Annotated in this window: 22 protein-coding genes; 5 read left to right on the plus strand and 17 right to left on the minus strand. The window is 40.0% G+C overall.

Going from position 1 to position 22,825, the window contains the following annotated elements:
- Positions 1 to 8: 8 nt before the first annotated feature.
- Positions 9 to 389 carry a response regulator gene (locus ENH88_RS03990; RefSeq protein WP_304179765.1) on the minus strand — a complete coding sequence of 127 codons (381 nt, stop codon included), beginning with the start codon at positions 387 to 389 and terminating at the stop codon, positions 9 to 11.
- Positions 390 to 654: 265 nt separating this feature from the next.
- Between ENH88_RS03990 and ENH88_RS03995 the strand changes: the two genes are divergently transcribed.
- Positions 655 to 1,011 (plus strand): DUF3693 domain-containing protein, encoded by a 357-nt coding sequence (locus ENH88_RS03995; protein WP_304179767.1) that lies wholly within the window; start codon positions 655 to 657, stop codon positions 1,009 to 1,011.
- A 567-nt stretch (positions 1,012 to 1,578) separates the two neighbouring features.
- Here the strand turns inward: ENH88_RS03995 and ENH88_RS04000 are convergent.
- The 5 genes from ENH88_RS04000 to ENH88_RS04020 all read right to left on the minus strand — a co-directional run bounded on the left by ENH88_RS04000 (position 1,579) and on the right by ENH88_RS04020 (position 4,764).
- Positions 1,579 to 1,962, minus strand: a complete 384-nt coding sequence (locus tag ENH88_RS04000; RefSeq protein ID WP_304179770.1) for a hypothetical protein — start codon at positions 1,960 to 1,962, stop codon at positions 1,579 to 1,581.
- A 208-nt stretch (positions 1,963 to 2,170) separates the two neighbouring features.
- On the minus strand, positions 2,171 to 2,743 hold the full coding sequence (locus ENH88_RS04005) for a tRNA-(ms[2]io[6]A)-hydroxylase (RefSeq protein ID WP_304179772.1): 573 nt from the start codon (positions 2,741 to 2,743) through the stop codon (positions 2,171 to 2,173).
- A gap of 109 nt (positions 2,744 to 2,852) precedes the next feature.
- Positions 2,853 to 3,491, minus strand: a complete 639-nt coding sequence (locus ENH88_RS04010) for a sulfotransferase (RefSeq protein ID WP_304179774.1) — start codon at positions 3,489 to 3,491, stop codon at positions 2,853 to 2,855.
- A gap of 6 nt (positions 3,492 to 3,497) precedes the next feature.
- Positions 3,498 to 4,370 (minus strand): substrate-binding periplasmic protein, encoded by an 873-nt coding sequence (locus ENH88_RS04015; RefSeq protein WP_304179776.1) that lies wholly within the window; start codon positions 4,368 to 4,370, stop codon positions 3,498 to 3,500.
- 19 nt (positions 4,371 to 4,389) lie between these two features.
- Positions 4,390 to 4,764, minus strand: coding sequence for an MAPEG family protein (locus ENH88_RS04020; protein ID WP_304179777.1), 375 nt, complete (start codon positions 4,762 to 4,764; stop codon positions 4,390 to 4,392).
- A 114-nt stretch (positions 4,765 to 4,878) separates the two neighbouring features.
- On the opposite strand from ENH88_RS04020, the gene ENH88_RS04025 reads away from it, so the two are divergent.
- A complete protein-coding gene (locus tag ENH88_RS04025; protein ID WP_304179779.1) occupies positions 4,879 to 6,234 on the plus strand; it encodes a DUF2254 domain-containing protein in 1,356 nt (451 codons plus the stop codon).
- Positions 6,235 to 6,253: 19 nt separating this feature from the next.
- Here ENH88_RS04025 and ENH88_RS04030 read toward each other — a convergent pair whose 3' ends face one another.
- The 3 genes from ENH88_RS04030 to ggt all read right to left on the minus strand — a co-directional run bounded on the left by ENH88_RS04030 (position 6,254) and on the right by ggt (position 10,716).
- On the minus strand, positions 6,254 to 6,961 hold the full coding sequence (locus ENH88_RS04030; protein ID WP_304179780.1) for an SIMPL domain-containing protein: 708 nt from the start codon (positions 6,959 to 6,961) through the stop codon (positions 6,254 to 6,256).
- Positions 6,962 to 7,070: 109 nt separating this feature from the next.
- A complete protein-coding gene (locus tag ENH88_RS04035) occupies positions 7,071 to 8,765 on the minus strand; it encodes an NAD-dependent malic enzyme (RefSeq protein ID WP_304179781.1) in 1,695 nt (564 codons plus the stop codon).
- 160 nt (positions 8,766 to 8,925) lie between these two features.
- Positions 8,926 to 10,716 (minus strand): gamma-glutamyltransferase, encoded by a 1,791-nt coding sequence (ggt, locus tag ENH88_RS04040; RefSeq protein WP_304179783.1) that lies wholly within the window; start codon positions 10,714 to 10,716, stop codon positions 8,926 to 8,928.
- A gap of 89 nt (positions 10,717 to 10,805) precedes the next feature.
- Here ggt and rrtA point away from each other — a divergent pair, with 89 nt between their 5' ends.
- Positions 10,806 to 11,393 carry a rhombosortase gene (gene rrtA / locus ENH88_RS04045; RefSeq protein WP_304179810.1) on the plus strand — a complete coding sequence of 196 codons (588 nt, stop codon included), beginning with the start codon at positions 10,806 to 10,808 and terminating at the stop codon, positions 11,391 to 11,393.
- Between the two features lie 23 nt (positions 11,394 to 11,416).
- Here the strand turns inward: rrtA and ENH88_RS04050 are convergent, their stop codons facing one another.
- The 7 genes from ENH88_RS04050 to ENH88_RS04080 all read right to left on the minus strand — a co-directional run bounded on the left by ENH88_RS04050 (position 11,417) and on the right by ENH88_RS04080 (position 19,782).
- Positions 11,417 to 13,918, minus strand: coding sequence for a S9 family peptidase (locus tag ENH88_RS04050; RefSeq protein WP_304179786.1), 2,502 nt, complete (start codon positions 13,916 to 13,918; stop codon positions 11,417 to 11,419).
- Positions 13,919 to 14,023: 105 nt separating this feature from the next.
- Positions 14,024 to 15,157 carry an endonuclease/exonuclease/phosphatase family protein gene (locus ENH88_RS04055; protein WP_304179813.1) on the minus strand — a complete coding sequence of 378 codons (1,134 nt, stop codon included), beginning with the start codon at positions 15,155 to 15,157 and terminating at the stop codon, positions 14,024 to 14,026.
- Between the two features lie 35 nt (positions 15,158 to 15,192).
- Entirely contained in the window at positions 15,193 to 16,128 is a 936-nt protein-coding gene (locus ENH88_RS04060; RefSeq protein ID WP_304179787.1) for a YeiH family protein, read from the minus strand.
- Positions 16,129 to 16,136: 8 nt separating this feature from the next.
- Positions 16,137 to 16,361, minus strand: coding sequence for a DUF2798 domain-containing protein (locus ENH88_RS04065; RefSeq protein ID WP_192542280.1), 225 nt, complete (start codon positions 16,359 to 16,361; stop codon positions 16,137 to 16,139).
- A 47-nt stretch (positions 16,362 to 16,408) separates the two neighbouring features.
- Positions 16,409 to 17,557, minus strand: a complete 1,149-nt coding sequence (locus ENH88_RS04070) for a 5-(carboxyamino)imidazole ribonucleotide synthase (protein WP_192542281.1) — start codon at positions 17,555 to 17,557, stop codon at positions 16,409 to 16,411.
- Between the two features lies 1 nt (position 17,558).
- Positions 17,559 to 18,041, minus strand: a complete 483-nt coding sequence (purE, locus tag ENH88_RS04075; protein WP_064666229.1) for a 5-(carboxyamino)imidazole ribonucleotide mutase — start codon at positions 18,039 to 18,041, stop codon at positions 17,559 to 17,561.
- A 154-nt stretch (positions 18,042 to 18,195) separates the two neighbouring features.
- Positions 18,196 to 19,782, minus strand: coding sequence for an ABC-F family ATPase (locus ENH88_RS04080; protein WP_304179815.1), 1,587 nt, complete (start codon positions 19,780 to 19,782; stop codon positions 18,196 to 18,198).
- 318 nt (positions 19,783 to 20,100) lie between these two features.
- On the opposite strand from ENH88_RS04080, the gene ENH88_RS04085 reads away from it, so the two are divergent.
- Positions 20,101 to 21,309 (plus strand): porin, encoded by a 1,209-nt coding sequence (locus ENH88_RS04085; protein WP_304179792.1) that lies wholly within the window; start codon positions 20,101 to 20,103, stop codon positions 21,307 to 21,309.
- 262 nt (positions 21,310 to 21,571) lie between these two features.
- On the opposite strand, the gene ENH88_RS04090 is transcribed toward ENH88_RS04085, so the two are convergent.
- On the minus strand, positions 21,572 to 21,769 hold the full coding sequence (locus ENH88_RS04090; RefSeq protein ID WP_304179793.1) for a hypothetical protein: 198 nt from the start codon (positions 21,767 to 21,769) through the stop codon (positions 21,572 to 21,574).
- Between the two features lie 112 nt (positions 21,770 to 21,881).
- Between ENH88_RS04090 and ENH88_RS04095 the strand changes: the two genes are divergently transcribed.
- The gene (locus ENH88_RS04095) at positions 21,882 to 22,403 is read left to right on the plus strand and encodes a TetR/AcrR family transcriptional regulator (protein WP_304179794.1); all 522 of its coding nucleotides are present in this window, start codon (positions 21,882 to 21,884) and stop codon (positions 22,401 to 22,403) included.
- Positions 22,404 to 22,825 lie beyond the last annotated feature (422 nt).

Consider the following 22,825-nt stretch of genomic DNA (forward strand, 5'->3'; position numbering starts at 1 on the left):
TTATGGTTTTAAATTAGTTCTAGGCGCTTCATTACCGTATCAACTTTTTTTGCATTAAATGGTTTTGCAATAAAACCTTTAGCGCCAAGTTCCCAGGTATTTTGCACATTCTCAAGGCTGTTGTGGCCTGAGCACATTACAACATAGGTGTGTGGATAATTGTCATTTAGGTACTCAAGAATTTCAGTACCGTCGGTGTCGGGTAATTCAATATCAAGAAAAATAACATTAGGGGATTTTTCATCAATCAAGGTTTTCGCTGATTCAAAATCGTTGCTTTCAAGAATATCTTCAAAACCTAACTCAGTTAAGATTTGATTTAAGTAGTCACGTATATCTTGAACATCATCAATTATTAGGATTGGTTCTAACGGGCGCACAAATTCCATATTGTTTACTTCTTGTGATACAGCTTAAATTGTATTTTTAATACTATGCTAAGCGATAATGAAGCTCAAGAAAGATACCCGAATTAAATAGTATTATTCAAATAAACCCTCACTAAGTCCGATACCGTCTAGTATTGGACATTGTGACAAAGTCAGTTCATAAACTAGTGAACTTTTACGGGAGATTAGTTCATACTATCGTGAACTGTCAAGTTATTAATTCACAATAAAGTGGACTAGAATAGATAGGAGCTTAGGAGGCACTATGAATTACAGCTATGAACTTATAGAAAAATATAAAGTTTTTAAGGGCTACACCCAAGATAAACAAGTTGTTTCAGATGTTGAATCTGTTACAAAAGGTAGTTTGAGCGATATTAAAAAAGGCAAAAGACACCTGACAGCAAACCAGTGCATTTTCATTTGCAAAGAAATGGATATTGATTTTAAACCTGAATTAATTCAGTTAGCTATTGAAAGGTCAAAAACAAAAGAAGAATCAAGCGCATGGGAAGAAGTAGCAAAAAAGATTAGCGCTGCATGTGTAGCGGGATTACTGCTTTTAACGGCATCATTCACCCAAGTTCAAGGGGCGCATAAGCGCATACGTCATATCCTATAATTTATATTATGTTAAATGGAATAAATTTGATAAATAACAAGCTAATTACCGTGATTAATAAACGCTATTTTCCCTACTAGTATGCAATTTAGATTAAATCAGTTACACCAGTTTCAAACACCTCATTCACATAACTAACTGTTAATGGCTGGTCGTTTCGCTTGGATTTTAACTTTATAAGCTGACTATGTATGTGCTCTACTGGTTTACATCACTACATAGCGTTGCCGGTGTTTAAACTTTTCGGCAGCTATGATTGTATTAAACGTTGGTTACTCTGTTGTGATCATCAAACCTTGTTCGATATTTTCCTACATAAGCAAACCTATTTGGTTTTTGAGCTGCGTTCAATATTGCAGTTGGCTAGTTGAGAGCTGCTAACTGTTTACGTGACATTTCATTTAGTAAATTTACAGGCAAATACCCTAACGTAAATTGTCGGTTGCTAAAGTCATTACAGATTTACCCGCTCTAAAGTCATTACAGATTTACCCGCTGCAATGTCTGCACTTAACCATGCTTTGCCCTGATTATATCCGAACCTAGCTCTAGCTCTTTGTATCTTACTCAGTTCTTCGCCTGTTGGTTTGCTAGCAATTGAAACTCTTCACGATTTTCTAAATACTTTTTAAACGTAATGCGTGCGTGCCAAAGTTGCTCTTCAGATTGCATTTGATAAATAACAGGCCCTGAGGTTTCTTTGGCTAAGTGCAGTAACTTACTGTATTCCCGCGCATCTATTTTACCATCGTCAAAATAAGACTCAGCAACGCTGATAAATTCACGGTCGTTATATACATCCATGTGCCAAATAAGCGATCGATACATATTTGCTGTTACCTCAACCGAGGCTGTTGTTTTATTGAACAGCAGAACTTCACTGTAAATTGAATTTCCAGTAAGACCTATGCCCACTAAAGATAAAGTTGTGAGTGTCATCATCCATTTCATGCTCAACGCCTCATCATTACTTATGCATATAAGTATAGAAGATGAACATTTAATATGATGTTTATTTAAACAATCCCATCTTTAACTATTATTTTTATCATTAATGATTGTTGTTTTAACGGTGTTTTTTTACTGTCATAAACTGTGAGTTATTAGCAATTAGGTGGCATATATTGGCTATAACTCACGGCTTAACAAATTGATATGCTTAGTGAAGTGCTGAGGTAAATGGGATGCTTTGACAAATTTTTGCTTCCGCAATGAGTATTTCTTCTAAACGAGTATCAACTTCATTTTTATCAAAATATTCATAAGCTAATTCTACAAAGAGGTTTTTATGTTTTTCTTCTGATTTGGCTATAGCGACATAAAAGTCTTTTTCTTTACCTACTGGCAGCGCTTGAGCAACCAGTGAGAAACGTTCATGTCCCCTCGCCTCTATAACAGCGCCGACTAACAGCCTATCCATTAAAAACTCGTCACGACCATTTCTAAATACAGCACGAATTTGTTTCACGTAGGGATCTTTTTGGTCGTTGCCTAAGTTAACATCGCGGTCAAGAAGCAGTTTGAGTACTTGCTTGAAATGGATCATTTCTTCCAGTGCTAAATCGGTCATCGCTTTCACAAGCTTGCGGCGATCAGGGTAATGCGACAACATCGACATCGCCATGCCCGATGCTTTTTTCTCTGCAGCAGCATGATCTTGTAAAAAGGTATCAAAGTCAGCGAGCACAGCTTCGGTCCATGAAAATGGTGTATGGTATTTTAATTCAAACATAAATATTTTACCTAAAAACTAATGGCGCGATTTTAACGTAATTGAACAGCAAAATCTTGTTCCTGAGACAACTTTAAAACCAATTATATGTATAAGCTGTCACCGTAATTTAAAGTACTGGGTATAATTGCTTATCAATTTTACCGTTTGCGGTTGATGCTATTTTAAGTGGATGTTTGATGGCATTCCACGCTGTGACCTTGCCGCCGATATTCATTTTTTCAAACTGAGTGAGCGCTGTTTGTATCTGTAAGAATGCACACAGTGACGCAAAGCTGGTTGGATTGGCGATATCAATACAGAGAAAATCTGTGGGGCGATTTAAAAAATAATGCTGGGCGGTCTTTTTATGCTCTGCATAGCAGCGCAATAAGTAAGCGTCATTTTCAAGATCATTACTCGAAAAATCGCCAAACGTATTGAAATAACAGCGCTTAATATGAGGGTTAAATCCCCCATCCGCTCTTGTTAGGTTTACCTGCATTCGTTGTAATAGCTGGCGAATTGACGGCAGCCATTTTTCAGATCCACGCTCTAAATAAATAAACTTAGCGTTTGGATATCGCTTATCAAGCAGCTGGTAATCATTAAAAATTGGCGTATCAGCTAGAACCTGAGCATTTACAAAGGTTTTTTGAATGTACGCCGTATGCGCGCAGCTAAAGCCTAACTGTAAAAATGCATGGCATACACTGGTCGTGCCCGTACGAGGTAAGCCAATAATAAAAATTTTAGTGTTTGGATCCATAACGACTTATTTATTGAGTTGATTGTTTTCTGGTGTGAACCATAATGCACTGTTATTCACGGGGGTTAAGCGAGGAAGATGTTTGTTTTCTAATTTTATAATTTCTTTATCTGCCAGTTTTGCGTTAGCGATGCTTTGTGCAAAATAACGGCTAAATAAGTTATTAAACTCACCATTTTGATATGCTTTTTCTAGTCCTGTTTGAATCGCGTTATGCAAATCATCACGCTGTGAATTAACAAAAAAGTAGATCGCTGCCGGATAATTAAGCACAACATTTGGCACTGTAGTAATAGAGTGTGTTTCAGCTAACAGCGCTAATTCCCAATCGATTTCTAAAATCGAACGAGGAAACGCATCGCCACGTCCTTTAATAAGCATATTGTACAAGGACTCATAACTTGTTGATGTAGATACTTGAAAGCCATTATCCTTTAAAATTTCTGTATCAGGCCAATCATGACCTTGCACAAAGTATAGTTTTTTAAGCTGAGCAGCTGTTTTAAGTGGTTCAAATAAGTGCAGTTTGTCTTTTGTAGTGAGTAATAAACGCCAGCCATACAAGCCTTTATAAATTGGAATTCGAATCGGTTTAAAAACCTCTTCTCTTTCTATACTTGTCATAGACCATACAACATTGACCAACTCACCTTGCTCTAACTCTTTTAAAGCGCGACTTTGCACCATTTTTATTGATGATTGTAATGTGTAAGCTTGGCCGCTATGTTCTAATGCCAGTTTAAGTAACGCCAACGGATACCAATTATCGAGTTCGTGCTCTCGTTCTGGCTTAGGGTAAATAATATTGAGTGTGGGATCCGGCTCATTATTGCTAGCAAGCGAAGTTACTGGGTATACCAGTAAAGATGCTGTAAGCACTAACCAGCCAGCCATCATCTTAGAAAAAACGACCGAGTAACAAAGCAAGTGCACTTAAGGCTAATGTTGCGAAAGTAGCTAGCATACCAATTACTCTAAGCTTTAGCGTGTTGTCATTAATAGCAATACTATGACAAACGCGACCAAATACCAGTAATGTACCTAAGATATGGCAGTAATGGCTGCTTAACCCTTGGTATTCTGCTAAAAAGATTAGAATAAGCGCAAAAGGTACGTATTCAATAAAATTACCATGAGCGCGTGTTGCCCTTAGTAATTGCGGATTGTCATTAGTACCTAATGATATTTGATTTGATTTTCGCACTTTCACTACATTTATACTTAAATAAATGTACATGAAAGCTAATATAGCTGCGTAAAAAGATATGATCATAATAATTTTCCTATTATTTTTTGCCATAATAACACAAGATTTATCAACGAATAGCCAGCAGTTGTGCTGATTTCTATGATAACGTATTAAATCAACATACAGATAAGGGTGGCCATGTTTACACCTCGTAAGATAGCGGACAACTACAGAGAAATAATCAGCAGTATTGGGTTTTATCCTTCGATGATGTCGATAGGCTTCCTTTTGTTTGCCGTGCTAAGTATGTCAATTGAATATACCGATATAGTGCAAGAGATAAAAAAGTTTTTAGCCGTTGTGTTAGTTGATAGCGAAGAAAACGCGCGAACCATTTTAAGTACCTTGGCAGGCAGCATTATATCGCTGACGGTGTTTAGTTTTTCCATGGTCATGATTGTGTTAAATAGCGCCAGTGCAAGCTTATCTCCGCGGGTGGTACCAGGCCTAATTACCCGAAAGTCACATCAAATGGTGCTCGGGTTTTATTTAGGCAGTATTATTTATTCAATTATTATGTTGATCAACATTAAACAGCTTGACGATAACACGGTGGCGATCCCTGCCCTTGGGGTTTTATTTGCGTTGATTTTTGGACTGATCTCGCTGGCATTATTTGTCTATTTTATTCACTCAATTTCTAAAGCCATTCAAGTTGATAATGTATTAAATGACTTATTTAAACACACCAAGAATGTAATTGAACAAATCATTACACGTCAGCAACAGCATAAAATTGATAGTTTCCCTGATTTTGAGCAGTGGTATTCTATTGGTAGTTGTACCGAAGGCTATTTTAAAGGCGCACACAGCGATAAATTATGTGCCATTTTGGCTGAGCAAAACATAGAGTTGTATATAGTAGTTAACCAAGGCTATTTTACCGTTAAAGACTACCCATTTTTAAAATGTAATCGTGATTTAAGCCAAGATCCAGAGCTGCTCGAAAAGCTACTTAATTGTTTTATCTTTTATATTGAAGAATACATTAGCGACCATTATCGCTACGGTTTAACGCAAATATCTGAAATTGCTGTCAAGGCGATGAGCCCTGGCATAAACGATCCCGGCACTGCCGTTAAAGCGATTGATATGCTGAGTATTTTATTGATTGAGCGATTAAAAATAAATGATATTAATTACTCATTTAAACACAGTGATGGTTCACCGCTATTGTATTTACACGAAATCTCGTTTGACGAACTGCTGCACGATAATTTTACCCCTATTCGTAATTACGCAAAAACTGATGGCTATGTAATGACCAATGTCTTAGAGGCGTTTAAAAATATACTGTTTGTTGCCCATACAAATGACACCGCTACGCAGAGTCTATTTAATTACTTAACGGCAATTGTCGATGATATTAACGAACATATTAGTAATCAATATGACCGTAAAGAAGTGAGTAATATGCTTACCGCAATCGCAAGAATTAGTCCTGAGCAAGGGGATAAATTGCTGGTGCGCTTTGAGCACCAGCAAATTAGTTAACCTTAATTCTGGTTAGTTATTATTTAATTAAGTAAATAGCATAGCTTGATGCTGTGATCACTAATTCACCGGCATGGTAGGCATCTGGCACAAAGCTGCCCGATTCAGTGTCTGCCATGCTGGCCATTTTTACGCGCATATAAGGCTGTGCATTGGTATCCATTGGACTCATTGACGCACTGTATAGGCCTTTAATTTTTACATCGTAATCAGTAGCAAACTCTTCGGCTGCACTTTTGGCGTCTTTAATCGCCATTTTTTGCGCTTGTTGCTGTAACTCTTGGTATCGGCTAGATACAAATTCTGTCTGATTAATTTCGTTAATACCGCCGCTTACGAGGTTTTGTAATAGCTGTGGGTATTTGTCAATTTGTTTTAAAGTCAAAGATAAACTGCGTGATACTCTAAAACCGACAAATTCTTGTTTATTGGTTTCACGGTTGTATTGGTTTTCTCGGTGAATACTGATCTGTCCCGCGTTAATGTCCTTGTCTAATACACCAGCTTGTTTTGCAAGTTTAATTGCTTTTGCCATGGTGGTATCAGCTTTTTGCTTCGCTGCCATGAGATCTTTATCAACCTCAACAATACCAACACTAAGCTTAACATTATCAGCAACTGTGGTAATTTGTGCTTGGCCTTGAATATAGATGTGCGGCGCATCGGGTGTACTGGCTGCAAAAACGTTGAAACTAAGTGCCGCGGCTAACAATGGTAAATAACGCATAAATATCCTTAATAGTTTTAGTATCACTATTAGATACCGTACGCGGTTAATTTAAAATGAACAAGCAAAAAAAACAGGCCGAAGCCTGTATTGTTAGATGAGCGATTGATTAGATGCTACAACGCTTGTAATTACGGTATTTTGGTAACCAGTAATTTTTATCGATAGCAGCCCAGAGCATATCATCACTGATCTCAAGTGCTACGCCCTCTTCGATGGCTTTTTTAGCAACACCAAAAGCAATGCGCTTACTCAATGTTTCAATTTCAGTCAGTGCGGGTAATAAGCTGCCTTTACCTGTGTTAGCACGCGGCGATGACTCGGCTAAAATTTCGCTAGACACCATCAACATCGCATCGGTAATACGCGTTGCTTTAGCGGCAATCACACCTAAACCAATACCCGGGAAAATATAGCTATTATTACACTGCGGAATAACAAACGTTTCGCCGCTGTATATAACCGGTGCAAATGGGCTACCGGTTGCAACAATCGCGTTACCCTCAGTCCAGTTGATCACATCTTCTGGCAATGCTTCTACTTGCTTAGATGGATTACTTAACGGGAAAATTACCGGTTGCGCACAACCTGCGTGCATGGCACGAATAACTTGCTCAGTGAATAACCCTGGTTGCCCAGAGACACCAATTAAAATATCAGGTGCGGCACAGTGCATTACATCAAGCAGTGAGGCATATTCACCGCTGTATTTCCAATCAACTAATGTATCAGTTGGTTGGGCAAGTGCTTGCTGAAAGTCGCGTAATCCTTCCATGCCTTGGGTTAACAAACCAAAACGGTCAACCATAAACACTTGGCTACGAGCTTGTTCATCAGAAATACCTTCTGACACCATTTGTGTAATTATTTGCTCTGCGATACCGCAGCCTGCTGAACCCGCACCAACAAAAACAACTTTTTGCTCCGATAACTGTGCGTTTTTAACGCGACATGCAGCAAGTAATGAACCAACAGTCACTGCGGCTGTGCCTTGAATGTCATCGTTAAAGCTACAAATTTCATCACGATAGCGTTTTAATAAAGGCATTGCGTTAGGTTGCGCAAAGTCTTCGAACTGCAGGAGTACATTAGGCCAGCGACGCTTAACGGCTTTAATGAATAAGTCTAAAAATTCATCGTATTCATCTTGGGCAATACGTTTATGGCGCGCGCCCATGTACATAGGATCGTTCAATAACTTTTCGTTATTAGTACCAACATCTAACATAACTGGCAGCGTATACGCAGGACTAATACCACCACACGCGGTGTACAGTGATAATTTACCAATTGGAATACCCATACCGCCAATACCTTGATCACCAAGACCAAGAATACGCTCACCATCGGTAACAACGATCACTTTTACTTTGCCTTTGGTGGCATTACGTAGAATGTCGTCAATTTGATAGCGATCTTCGTATGAGATGAATAAACCACGCGCACTGCGATAAATGTCAGAGAATTTTTCACAGGCATCACCCACCGTTGGGGTGTAAATAATTGGCAGCATTTCTTCAAGATGATCGCGGACTAAACGGTAGTAAAGTGTCTCGTTATTATCTTGAATAGCACGTAGGTAAATGTGCTTGTTTAAGTTGTCTTGAAAACTTGAATATTGTTGGTAGCAGCGCTCAACTTGCTCTTCAATCGTTTCATAGCGAGGAGGCAGTAATCCCGCTAGGTTAAAACTTTCACGCTCTTTTTGAGTAAATGCACTGCCTTTGTTTAAGAGTGGCGTTTCGATCAGACCTGGGCCTGAGTGATGAATATAAAGATAATTTGGGTCAGTATTTGTAGTCATAAGTCCAAGCTTAACGAAGTCTTTAAGTTGTGATCTGCCATTATTGCTGTTGAATATAAAAAAGCAATGATATTCAACCTTGTCAGACCATTAAAAGAAAATACTAGGTGTGTGCTTAACACACCTAAAAAAGTAATTGTACATCAAATAACGACGTCTATTAAGGCTTATTAGCAGGCATTTCATGCTCTTTAAGCACAATATTCTGCTCACTTAAAGCAATCCCTTCACGGCGTGGATCAGCGGCGCCAACTAAGGTACTGTTAGTTACCTCAACGGCATGTAAGCCTGAATTTAAATCAACCACTTTCACTGTGTGGCCGCGCTTTTTAAGATCAGCAGTAATGGCTTCTATCGCGGTGCCTTTTTCAAGGCTAGTGTAGCTATTGCGATTGGTTATTCTGGGTAAATCGATTGCTTGCTGAGCGGTTAATTGCCAATCCAATACACCGATCACTACTTGCGCTACATAATTGATGATACGGCTACCACCGGGTGATCCGACCACTAATCGTAAGCTGCCATCATTATTAAACACCATCACCGGTGACATCGAACTGCGTGGCCGTTTGCCAGCTTCAACACGGTTCGCTAATAATTTGCCATTTTTGCGTGGTGATAATGCAAAATCGGTTAATTGGTTATTCAATATGTAACCGTTTACCATCACGGTTGAACCAAAGGCCATTTCTATTGAGCTGGTCATTGATACGGCATTACCTTCGCTATCAACAATCGATACGTGAGTGGTAGAGGGTAATTCATAGGCATCATCTTGCGCGTAGCTAAGTAATGGCCGAGGTTGGCCAGCTTCGGCTTTTTGATCGCGTTCGCTGATAAGTTTTGCACGTTGCGCTACATAGCGTTTATCAAGTAACTCGGTTGTTGGAATATCAGCAAAATCAGGATCGCCCATATACACATTACGATCAGCAAAGGCTAGGCGTGAAGCTTGGCTAAAGTAATGCAAAGCCTGCGCTGAATTTGGTTGAAATTGCGCCATATTTTTATCTTCTAGTAAGGCTAATATTTGCAATACAGCCACACCACCACTGCTTGGCGGTGCCATAGAGCATACTTTGTATGCATGATAAGGGGTGCAAACAGCATCGCGCTGTTTACTTTGATAGTTTGCTAAATCAGTCAAAGCTAATGTACCTGGCGCAACCACTGAATTTTTAACAGCACTGACCATTTGTTGGGCGTTTTCGCCTTTATAAAAAGCATCGATGCCAACATCGGCTATTTGCTTGTATAAATCAGCAAGTGGTTGATTCTTCTTGATTGTACCTACGGCAAGAGGTTTACCGTCTGGGAAAAAATAATCACGGATCACTGGTAATTTAGTCACACCAGGGTTTATTTGCTTGGCTAATAAAGCATGTAACCGCGGTGAAACTTCAAATCCTTGCTCAGCAAGTGCTATCGCGGGCTTAAATAATTCGGCCCAAGCAAGTTTGCCATACTGTTTATGTGCAGTCGCGAAGGCGTGTAATATACCCGGTACGCCAACAGAGCGACCACCAACAACCGCCTCTATCCACGGCGCAGCGTTACCATTTTCATCTAAGAATAACGTTTCATCAGCATGACTTGGGGCCGTTTCACGGCCATCAAAACTGGTCAGTTTATTATGTTGTTTGTTGTAATACAGCATAAATGTGCCGCCACCAATACCTGATGATTGTGGCTCTACTAAAGTCAGCACTAGTTGCGTTGCGATTGCGGCATCAACAGCGCTGCCACCTTGCGCGAGGATTGTTTGCCCTGCTTGTGCTGCATAAGGATTTGCCGCAGCAATCATAAACTGTTTACCAGTTACTTGTTGCTTATATTGATGACCGGTTGCAGCTTCTGGTTCGCGAACTTCTCTTGGGGTTTGGCTAGCTAAAACGGGTAAAGCAAGCAGCGTTAAACTAAAGGCAACACTGCGCTGAAAAGGTAAATACATAAAAAAGCCTGATTTGCATTGAGATATTTGGCATCTTAAAGTTAAACGGGCACAATATGCAAAATTTTACTATGAAAAATAAGAATAAAATGGTCAATTTACCACTGCAACCGCGTTATATTTTTCCTCCACTGTGCTTAATGGCATTAAGTGCCCTATTGGCAGCATTAAACTTAAACGATGTTTTAGAGTTTAATCGCCAATTAATTGAGCAAGGCCAAGTGTGGCGTTTGCTCACCAGCCAATATGTACATGCTAACTGGGCGCACTTAGGATTAAATTGTGCCGGTATCATACTAATATGGGCACTCCATGCTGAGCATACAAAGCCGACTCAATATGCGCTACATACATTATTCTTAGCTGCGTGGTGTGGTATCGGTATTTACTACTTTTGCCCAGACATAAGAATATACACAGGCCTAAGTGCTTTATTACATGGTGTTATTGTTTGGGGAGCAATCAAGGATATTGAAGCCGGTATGAAAACCGGAGTATTACTGTTTATCGGTATTTGGTTGAAAATTGGCTATGAGCAATTACATGGGCCAAGCGCAGAAGTTGGTAAGTTAATCGCCTCACGGGTGGCGATTGATGCACATTTGCTTGGCGCTATCGGTGGCATTGTACTCGCCTTACCACTTTTTATTACTTACCTAAAAAAACGCCAAGCTTAAGCTTGGCGTTTTTATTTAAAGGTTTACAAAGTTTCTTTGAATAACTTATAAATACGACGGTATTCATCTAACCAGCTTGAAGGCTGAACAAAACCATGTGGTTCTACAGGGAAGATAGCCGTTTCAAAGTTTTCTTTTTCAAGCTCAATTAAACGTTGTACTAAACGTACTGAGTCTTGGAAAAACACATTATTATCAACCATCGGTGCATTGATCAATAAGCGATTCTTAAGTCCTTCAGCATAATAAATTGGTGAGCTTTTTTCATACGCAATAGGATCAACATCTGGGTGGTTTAAAATGTTTGATGTGTATGGTCCATTGTAGTGTGCCCAATCTGTCACAGGACGCAGCGCTGCACCCGCTTGGAATAAATCAGGTTGCGTAAATAAGGCCATAAAGGTCATAAAGCCACCGTATGAACCACCATAAGTACCGACTGAGCCAGTATCAACATTGGCATTTTCAGCCATCCAGCTTACACCGTCTGCTAAATCTTGAATTTCCGGTGTGCCCATTTGGCGGTAAATGGCTGTACGCCAATCACGACCGTAGCCTTTTGAAGCGCGATAATCCATATCCATTACTACATAACCTTCAGAGGCTAATAGAGAATGGAACATAAATTCACGGAAGTAACCAGACCAACCCATGTGTGAGTTTTGCAAATAACCGGCGCCGTGATTAAAAATAACCGCTTTACGGTTTTTGCCGCTTTCACCTTCAACATAGTCAGCTGGGTAATATACTTTCGCGTAGATAGGTTGCTCAGTGTGGCTTGATGGTACCGCAACAATTTTAGGGGCAATTAATTGTTTTGCTAAAAACTCATCAGAAACCGTGTGGGTTAACTGAGTGGCTGTTGTATTTGCTTTTGCATCAGCAACATATAACTCTGGTGGAGCCATGATTTTTGAGTGCGTTAACAATAACTTATTTTGATCTGGGCTTAGCTTATAGTCGGTCATGCCGTCTAAATTAGTTACTTGCTCAGACGTTGCATTGGCTGGATCTACACGATAAATCTCATAAAGGCCAGGATGTTCAACATTCGCTTTGTAATAAATTGCACTGTCGTCATCTGTTAGTGTGAGGTTCGCTACGACAAACTGACCTTTGGTAAGTTGGCTTGCTTTACCATTAAGTGGCTTTGTATAGATATGGCTATAGCCTGTTTCTTCAGATAAGTAATACAAAGTATCTGAATTATTTAACCAACCAAAATCGTTATAAGCATAGTTTACCCATGCATCATCGTGTAAGCGGTGTTGTGAAACAAGCTTAGAGTTTGCAACATCAACAGTTGCTAACCAACGATCTTTATTATCCCATGCTTCGAGCATCATCGCGACTTGCGTACCGGTTTTATTCCATACGATAGCGCTTTGATCCCATCCCCAATCCATCATCAGGTTGATAGCACGAGGTTGTTTTTTAGATTCATATGTTTTGCCGTCACGGGCGAAGTTTTCTTTTTTAACTGCCGCTAATACGTCTTCATCAAAGCCAGGTAAGGTATCGAATGCCAAGGTAGTTTGCTTTTGCTCAACTAAATCAATGTAAATCACTTCAGACGTTATTGGTTTTTCATCGGCAACACGACGGCGTACTTTTTCTGCTTTAACACCAGCATCATCGGCAATATAATTTGGCATTATATCGCTGTCTTCTCGCCATGAGCGGCTTTCTTTTACCACAGCAACTAATGCTTTTCCATTTGGTGATAATTGCACGTCGGCTAACTCATTGCCTTTGCCTAAATAAAACTGTGCATTAGCAATAGACGAGTTTTCTGCGTTGAGCTGCTCTTTGCGGGCTTGTTTGTCTTTTTTATTTTTGTGAGTAAGTGCAATGTAATCAATTAGTTTATGTTGCTCTTTGGCAATGTAAGTTGCAGGCTCAGCAATCCCTTCTGGAGCATCACTTAAGTGTAAATTTGCAATTTCAGTTTGCAAACCAGTGGCTAGATTTACCTTATAAAAGGCGTTGCCTTGGCGGTATGCTAAATTACCATCGGTTAAAAATTGTGGTTTAGACTGTTTAGCGCTGTCGTGTGTTATTTGTGTAATTGCACCGGTGTTGATGTTTTTTACAAATACATTGCCTTCAAACACATAAGCTTGAACTGTGCGATCTGCAGAATAAACCGCATTCGCAGCACCTAAGGTATGTAATTTATTAAGTGCGACTTGGCTGGCTGCTTGGCTATTCACCGCTTGTGTGTATAAATCTCTTAACTCATTACCTTGTTGTTTTTGTGTATACACAACCGTTTTTGAATCAGCTGCCCAAAAGGCGCGCTCTGCTTGGCGACCTAACCAATCCGGATGAGCCATTGCTTGTTCAAGCGTGATGGCTGTAGTTCCTGTATCGGCGGCTGTTGCCACAACACTTGCAACACTTGCAACAGTGGCTTGCGGTTGCTCAGTTGGCGTAGATGCAGTTGATTGACAACCGGACAACATAACGCTGGACGCTACGGCAAGTGCAATTAAGGTTTTTTTAGTAGAAGATTTAAAAATCATAGGGCTTCTGTAAGGTTATTGTAATTACCTTGATTTAAGCAGAAGCACCTATGTAATAGCAATTATTTCAGATAAACCGCCAAACTTTGCTGTTTAATAGCAAAGTTATTTGAGCGAAATATCTAACCACACCATACGATGATCTGATGAGGCATTACGATCTTTAATTAATCGGTATAATTCGCTATTTTTAACTGGCCAAAATACCCCACCGTCGTGAACGTCTATGCCATAAGTAGAAGGCAGCACATAATCAACGCGAGCTTGCCAAAATGCAGTGTAAGCCGCTGCATATTTTTCACTATAGCTGGTTTTAGCTCCCTTACTACTTGGTACGAATTGACTATTAATTAATGGATTTTTTAACAGCTGATCCGTTGTATTAGGACGTTTTTTATCGCCTTCAGGGGCTGCGTTTAAATCACCAACAACAACAAACCGTGATTGCGGCGCTAAGCCACCTTTTACACCGTTGTCATCGTATAAATAATCTGCATTGGCGATATAGTCTTTTATTAAACGTACTTCATCGTGATTGCGTTTGCCGTTTCTGTCTTCATCACCATCAAATACTGGCGGCGTTGGGTGCGATGCAATAACGTGCAGTGTTTTGCCTTTTACAGTAATTGGCAGATCCCAAAATGATTTAGAGCTCAGTCTTAGTACTTGCCACTGCTCTTGGTTATACCAGTTTTCGCCTGTTTTTGGATCAATAGGCATTTGTGCAGCTGGCATATCTTTATATTTAAATGTTTGTAAGGTACGGACTTTATCAAAATCTATTGGATAACGAGAAAGTACCGCCATGCCATAATGACCTTCAAAAAAACCAAAGCCAAAGGCATCCCCTTTCACACCAGTGGCTTGGCCATCGTGATCCAGATCAAATGGGGTTTTTAAACCGGTATTAACAGGAGCAATATAGCTGTAGGGATAGTCAATTCCAGGTTGTTTATTTTGACTTATCGCCAGGTAGTTAGCCTTAAAGTAATCAATTCCTTGCGCTTTGCTGATGTAATCAAACTCATTTAATAGCAATATATCTGGGCGAACACGTTGAATGATCTCGGCAATATTTTTAATTTGCGGGTGCTTATTTTGTAGTGCATTAACCAACGCATTTGGGTCTACTTGTGGATCTTTTTCAGTATAATTTGTTGCGTCCATACTGACATTGAATGTTGCCACTCTGAGTGTATTGGCGGCCTCGGCACTGTTTGGTATAGCGCTAAAAAGCATGGCACTTGCAAATGCAGCGATACAAAACTTACTGTTCATATTATGAATCCATCTAAAATTAATAACAAAATGACACTACTTACCACTATCCATAAAATAATTGCCATTATAAAGGGCTTTAGTCCTGCTTGTTTTAATACCGAAAGTGATAAGCCACTGCCAATTAAGAACAAAGTCATTACTAATAGCTGTTTTGCCACGGTGTTGAGCAGCTGCCAGATTTCGCTAAACTGCGGCAAATAGGTATTGATCAAAGCCGCGGCTAAAAAACCAATAATAAATAAAGGAATACTGGCTTTTTCTTCAGAGCGCCAAAACACCCCAGCAATGGTGGTATAGGGAATGATCCACATTGCACGAGTTAGTTTTACAGTTGTGGCAATACTCAGCGCCACAGCACCATAAGCGGCTGACGCCCCTACCACACTACTGGTATCATGAATTGCCAAGGCCGCCCATAAACCAAATTGCTCTTGGCTTAAATTAAAGTAATGGCCTATTGTAGGAAAGAGTAATAAACCCACACCATTTAATAAAAATACCACCCCAAGTGCAACAGCCACTTCGTGATCTTTGGCTTTAATGACAGGGGCCATGGCAGCAATTGCACTGCCGCCACAAATAGCAGTGCCAAAAGAAATTAACACCCCAGTATTACGATTTAATTTAAATACTTGGGTTAAAATTTCACCTAAGCCGATGATTGCAGTGATACTGACAATGGTTAACACCAAAGAGCTGCGGCCGACCTCAATGACTTGATTAAAATCAACAGCAAAACCTAAGCCAACCACCGCAGCTTTGAGCATCCACTTACTGGCGTGTTGCGATAGTTCAGCGAAAGGGTTTCCAAGCACAATAGCAAACAGTGCGCCAAGTATTAACGCACTTCCACCGCCAATCAGTGGCGTGATACACAAGCTCAGTAAAATAACATAAAAAGGTTTTTTAATGCGATCTGACAAAAGCATAATGATCCTTAAGGACGAACAAGCTTTGCTGTGAGTTTATGAACAACTGGCGCTACAAAAATAACGGTTGGAAAAGCCACGCAAAATGCAAAAGCCCAAGCAGTTAACCAAATAGAAATAATATTATTGACTAAACCAACATTGAAAATTGAAATAACGAATGACATAAAGCCAGACATAAATAACGCCATTAAAAAAGCAAATACGATAGTGCGGTATTTAGCACTGAACATGAACAATCTCCTTAATAAAAAAGCCGAGATAAACTCGGCTTTTATGATTAATTTAAAATCAGCGCGGTACTGGCAGCTAACACGCCGGGGTAATCCTCCTCCGGAAGATATTCTGAAAGCTGTGCTAAACGTTCACCTAACTGATGAAGATTATTTGCTGAGACATTGATGTGGCCCATTTTGCGACCCGGTTTTGCCATTTTTCCGTACCAGTGACTGGTGACACTAGGTACGCTCAGTACTTGCTCAGGGATAGATGCTTGCCCAAGTACATTGATCATTGCTGTTACACGCTGCAGCTCTGTACTACCTAATGGTAAACCGGCAACCGCACGCATGTGATTTTCAAATTGGCTACAATGGCTGCCCTGTTGAGTCCAATGACCTGAATTATGCACGCGAGGCGCAATTTCGTTAACGAGTAATTGGCCACCAACATCAAAAAACTCAATGGCGAGCACACCCACGTACTCCAGTTCGCTCGCAAGTTTATTAAAGGCATCTTCAGCTTGTTTTTGGATTGTTGATTTTTCTTTACCAGCCACTGATAACGTTAAAACGCCATTAGTATGTTGGTTTTCAGTGAGGGGATAAATTGCTGTGTTGCCACTTTTATCGCGTACACCAATAATAGAAACTTCACGGTCAAATGGGATCATCTGCTCGGCAATAATGGAGTGAGGAGCAGATTCAGTACCGGAGGCAATAAAATCAGCCATTTCTGACCAAATCTGGTCAATTTGCTCATCTGATTTTAAGCGCCATTGTCCTTTACCATCGTAGCCGGCTTGACAGGTTTTGATCACTAACGGCTTGCCTAAAGTCGCGACTGCTTGCTCTAGGTGCGCTTTTTCAGTAATTAACTGGTATGGCGCGCATGCAACAGCGGTTTTGCTAAGTAAGGCTTTTTCAAGAGCGCGATCGCCACCGGTTTTGATTGCCGCTTTACCTGGGTAAAATTTATTACTTGCACAGCATAGTGTGAGCACATCATCTGGGATATGCTCAAACTCAGCCGTGATTGCATCGGCATCCGCGATTGCTTGCGCTAAAGTGGTATCAAACACTTGCCCGGTTAGTGGATGGACAATTTGCTTGCTGCCCACATCATAGGCAACCACATTTAAATTCAGTGGTGCACCGGCTAAGCACATCATGCGTGCTAATTGGCCAGCGCCTAAAATTAAGATAGTCATATTACTCTGCTGGATTAGGGTTAGCTAAAATAGTCTCTGTTTGTTCTTTACGGAACGCTTCAACTTTGGCAAAGATCTCAGGTTGCTGACAACCTAAAATTTGTGCAGCAAGTAAACCTGCATTTGCTGCGCCAGCTTCACCAATTGCTAAAGTTCCCACTGCAACACCTTTTGGCATCTGGCAAATAGACAATAGTGAATCAATACCATTTAATGTTTTAGACTTCACCGGCACACCAAGTACAGGTAAAGAAGTAAATGCAGCAGCCATACCAGGTAAGTGCGCAGCGCCACCGGCACCGGCAATAATTACTTTAATACCACGTTCTGCTGCTGAACTTGCGTAATCAGCGAGTAGTTGAGGAGTACGATGAGCCGATACAACTTTAGTTTCATACGCGATGCCAAATTTTTCTAGCATGATCGCCGCGTGTTCCATAGTTGGCCAATCTGACTTGGAACCCATAATAATGCCAACAGTCATAAATACTCCTCAGTAATGGTTTTAATACTTATAGCGGACTAATGTCCGCATTGAAGGCGGTCATTATACACGTATTAATTGTTAAATTGCGAATATCGAGTAACAAAAAAGCCATGACTGGCATGGCTTTTTTGAACAGTATGGAAATTGAGCCTTAGCCTTCTTTACTGGCTAAATATTCAGAGTAAGTACCTCTGAAATCAATTATTTTGCCGTCTTTGATTTCCCAAATACGGGTAGCAACTGATGATACAAATTGACGGTCGTGAGAGACAAACATCAAGGTACCTTCATACGCTTCAAGCGCAAGGTTCAATGCCTCAATTGATTCCATATCCATGTGGTTAGTCGGTTCATCCATCAACAATATATTTGGCTTATGCATCATAATCTTACCAAATAGCATGCGGCCTTGCTCACCACCAGAGATCACTTTTACAGACTTTTTAATATCATTTTGTGAGAACAACATACGGCCTAAGAAGCTGCGAACAACTTGCTCATCATCGCCTTCTTGTTGCCATTGTTCCATCCACTGGAATAAGTTCATGTCTGTGGCAAATTCATCAGCATGATCTTGTGCGTAATAGCCAATGTTATGGTTTTCAGACCACTTAAACTCACCTTGTTTGGGTGCTAGACGCCCTGCTAAGGTATTTAATAATGTGGTTTTACCAACCCCATTTTCACCGATGATGGCAATACGCTCACCCACTTCAACTAAGCCTTCGAGGCCAGTGAATAGCATATCGTCAAAACCTTGGCCTAAGTTTGTTAATTCAAGCGCGTTACGGAATAACTGTTTTTCTTGTTCAAAACGGATAAACGGCGTTTGACGCGATGATGCTTTCACTTCATCTAATTGGATCTTATCAATTCGCTTAGCACGTGATGTGGCTTGCTTTGCTTTAGACGCATTCGCTGAGAAACGCGAAACAAACTGTTGCAGCTCAGCAATTTGGCTTTTCTTCTTGGCATTTTCGCTTAATAAACGTTCGCGCGCTTGTGTTGCTGCAAACATGTATTCGTCATAATTACCTGGGTAAACACGTAATTCACCATAATCAATATCGGCCATATGCGTACAGACTGAGTTTAAGAAATGACGGTCATGGGAAATGATGATCATGGTGCAATCGCGTTGATTCAACACGTCTTCTAACCACTTGATAGTATATATATCCAAGTTATTAGTTGGCTCATCGAGTAGCATGATATCGGGATCAGAGAATAGCACTTGCGCAAGTAGCACACGCAGTTTAAAACCGGGAGCAATTTCTGACATCGGGCCGTAATGCTGATCAGTTGCAATACCTACGCCCATTAGTAGCTCACCCGCTTTTGATTCAGCAGAATAACCATCCATTTCAGCAAACTCAGTTTCAAGGTCGGCAACCTTCATGCCATCCTCTTCACTCATTTCGGGTAAGCTGTAGATACGATCACGCTCTTGTTTAATTGCCCACAGCTCTTTGTGGCCCATTATCACAGTATCGATAACTGAATATTCTTCGTAAGCGAACTGGTCTTGGTTTAATTTAGCAACACGTTCATTTGGATCAGTACTGACATTACCAGCAGAGGGCTCAAGTTCACCACTTAAGATCTTCATAAATGTTGATTTACCACAGCCATTTGCACCAATTAAACCATAACGGTTACCTTCGCCAAATTTAGCTGAAATATTTTCAAATAACGGTTTAGCACCAAATTGCATGGTGATGTTAGCTGTACTAATGATAGCGCTACCCTCCAACGGGGAAATCATAAAATAAAATTGGCTGAAGTTTATATTAATTAGGCCAATTTTTCCATGTATTATTAGCTGCATGGCGAGTACAAATCGCCTTACTTGTAATTAAAAAGCAAGCCGCTAAACTGAAGTCAGTTAGGCTTGTTAGTCATGCTAATTTGTAGCGCTTGCTCACAAAGCGAACGAAAATCTATTTTCAAATTTCCTCTATGGTTTTTTAATGATATTTTTTCACTTTACCCTCAATTTAGCTTTGTTAGTCTGCGCGACCAAAGGACAATGATAAATAGCACAAGGCAATATTGAATGAATAGAAAATTAATTGCGGTATTCATCGCAAGCGCGTTGATGGCACCGAGCGTAAACGCTATTGAGCTTTACGATGATGGAACAAATAACGTGACCATTGGCGGATTTATTGATACGCGGGTCATTCACACTCAAGGACAGACAGAAATAGTGAATGGTGCATCACGGATCAGTTTTGATTTTAGCCGCAAACTTAAAAATCAATGGACTGCACTGGCATTGCTAGAATGGGGAGTTAACCCTGTTGGTAGTAGCGATATTATCTATAACAACCGCTTTGAATCTATTCAAGACGAATTTTTATATAATCGACTTGGCTATGTAGGTATAGCGCATGAAAAATATGGCCAAGTTACAATAGGTAAGCAATGGGGTGCATGGTACGACGTTGTGTATAGCACTAACTACAGTTTAGTGTGGGACGGTAATGCAGCCGGTGTTTACACGTATAATAAAGACGATGGCGCAATTAATGGCACCGGTCGAGGCGATAAGTTATTACAGTACCGTAATAGTTATGGCGACTTTAGCTTTGCAGCGCAAGTTCAGTTTAAAAATAATAACTTTTATACCTGTGATATTGAGGCTATTTCAGAAGCGGCTTGTCAGGCATTGTGGGAAAATGGCAGTGAGCTTGCTCAACAAGTGGAATTTAATTCTACCTATGGCGCAGCCGTTACCTATTCAGTAAGCGACGACTTAAAACTTACTGCTGGGTTTAACCGCGGAGAACTAACCGTAAATTACGCAGCAGGACGAATTCAGTCTGTTAACGATTTTATTTATGGCGCTGGGGTTACTTGGGGCAATTTTGACCGTGATGGCATCTATTTTGCGGCGAACATCAATAAAAACGAAAATCACGATACCGATAACTTAGGCCGTTTGATCAAAGACGCGGTTGGGTTAGAGTCTTTATTATCTTATAAGTTTGATAATGACATTCGCACCTTCATTGCATATAACGTCTATGATGCTGGAACAGATTACGTGATCCAGCCAAATTTTAATGCCGACCCAAATGACAACTTTAAACGTCAATTTAGTGTACTTGGTGTTCACTATTTATTTGACGCTGATACGATTGTGTACATAGAAGCGCGCAAAGATTTTAGTGATTTTTCAAGTGCCGATAAAGAGCAAGAGTATCAAATGGGTTTATCTGAAGACGATGGTATTGCTATCGGATTTCATTACACTCTATGATATCAATCGACTTAAATATTTAACCATGCTAGCGGGCTAAATAAAACGCTAACAGCGTTAGTAATTTTTCATGTACGACTGCATGGATGCAAGAGGTAGAGCAATGCAGGAGCAATTGCTGAGAGCAACTACATGTCAAATTTCTGCCTTGTTATCACTGTATTTATCTGTCGCTATAAATGGCCAGTAACGTAACACGATTGGTATAACTTCTGAGCAGATGGGCTGGTTAATCTATCAGCCTATCTGCATGAAAACATCGTTATCTGCTACGCTTCCCTTGCTTAATAAATGCCTGTTTAAATGCTACATACCCCGCTTTTGCACCAAGTATGATCCACACCATCAAAATTCCACTGGGCAATAAAATTGCTTTTAGTAATGGGCCTAACATGTAAGAATAAAAAATAATAAATGGCACAAATAAAACGTAGCCAATTATCAGTTTAACTTTTTGCATATCACATCCTTTTGTTAAAATGAGCATGCTCACAAACATAATTGAGCGCAGTCACTTTTGCAATATTTATGTGTTGCTTGCATTTTAAATAAACCTAACCTCATGAAATAAAATGAATAAAAAAACTCAAACTTATAATAAAATTCTTACCAGTGCTTGGTTACTGTTTTTACAGCAAGGCTATGAGCAAACATCAACACGGGAAATAGCAACCGCGGCAAACGTTGCTACAGGGACTGTTTTTAGCCATTTCGAGAATAAAGTTGATTTGCTTAAAGCTGGAATGCAGCAACAAATTGACGCGATTATTCATCAGTCAAGCCTGACTGATAAGCAACATGCACCGCGTTTAAAACTTCGTCACTATGCCCTGCCGTTGTTTGAGTTTTATTGTAGTAATAGTGAGTTCAGCAAAATATTAATAAGCGATATGATTTGGCAAAGCGCTTTTTTCGAGCAGCAAATGAATGAGTTTAAGCAACGGTTATTTAGCGAACAACCCGAGTTTGATGATATCAAAGCAAGCGTAATGTTAGATTGTTATTTTATGACAATAGTCTCTGGGTTAAATGAGCAAGATCCGCAACCTGAAAAAATGTTACGGCAACTCACCAACAAACTATCTATTCTTTAGCGGCAACTTATTTCACTCTGTGTGTTTCACTTTTAGCATTAAATTTAAAGTGAAACCTACCCTCTGATTACATTAAAAGCGTAACCAAATGTGATAGCGCTTTTTTAATGGTTAAGTACCTTGTTTAATCCTGCTTAATAAACAAGGTACAAACAACACGACTAGTTAATAACCGTAATTATTCGCCGTGTAAATCAAACTCAGCTTCTAAACCCCCAACTAATTCGCTGCCATTGTTAAAACACTGACTAGCTACGGATAATTTTTAATGCTAGACGTTACAATTGTATCAATGAAGATCCCTCTTTCCTGGCTGAATAAGCATAACTCTTGTTGGAAACGTTTAACCGAATAGCTAACTTTGACTTATTAAGCTCATAATCCCTTTTGATAGTTTTTGTTAAAAAATACTGCTATGCAAC

The organism is Pseudoalteromonas prydzensis (assembly GCF_011050055.1).
Classification (GTDB): domain Bacteria; phylum Pseudomonadota; class Gammaproteobacteria; order Enterobacterales; family Alteromonadaceae; genus Pseudoalteromonas; species Pseudoalteromonas prydzensis_A.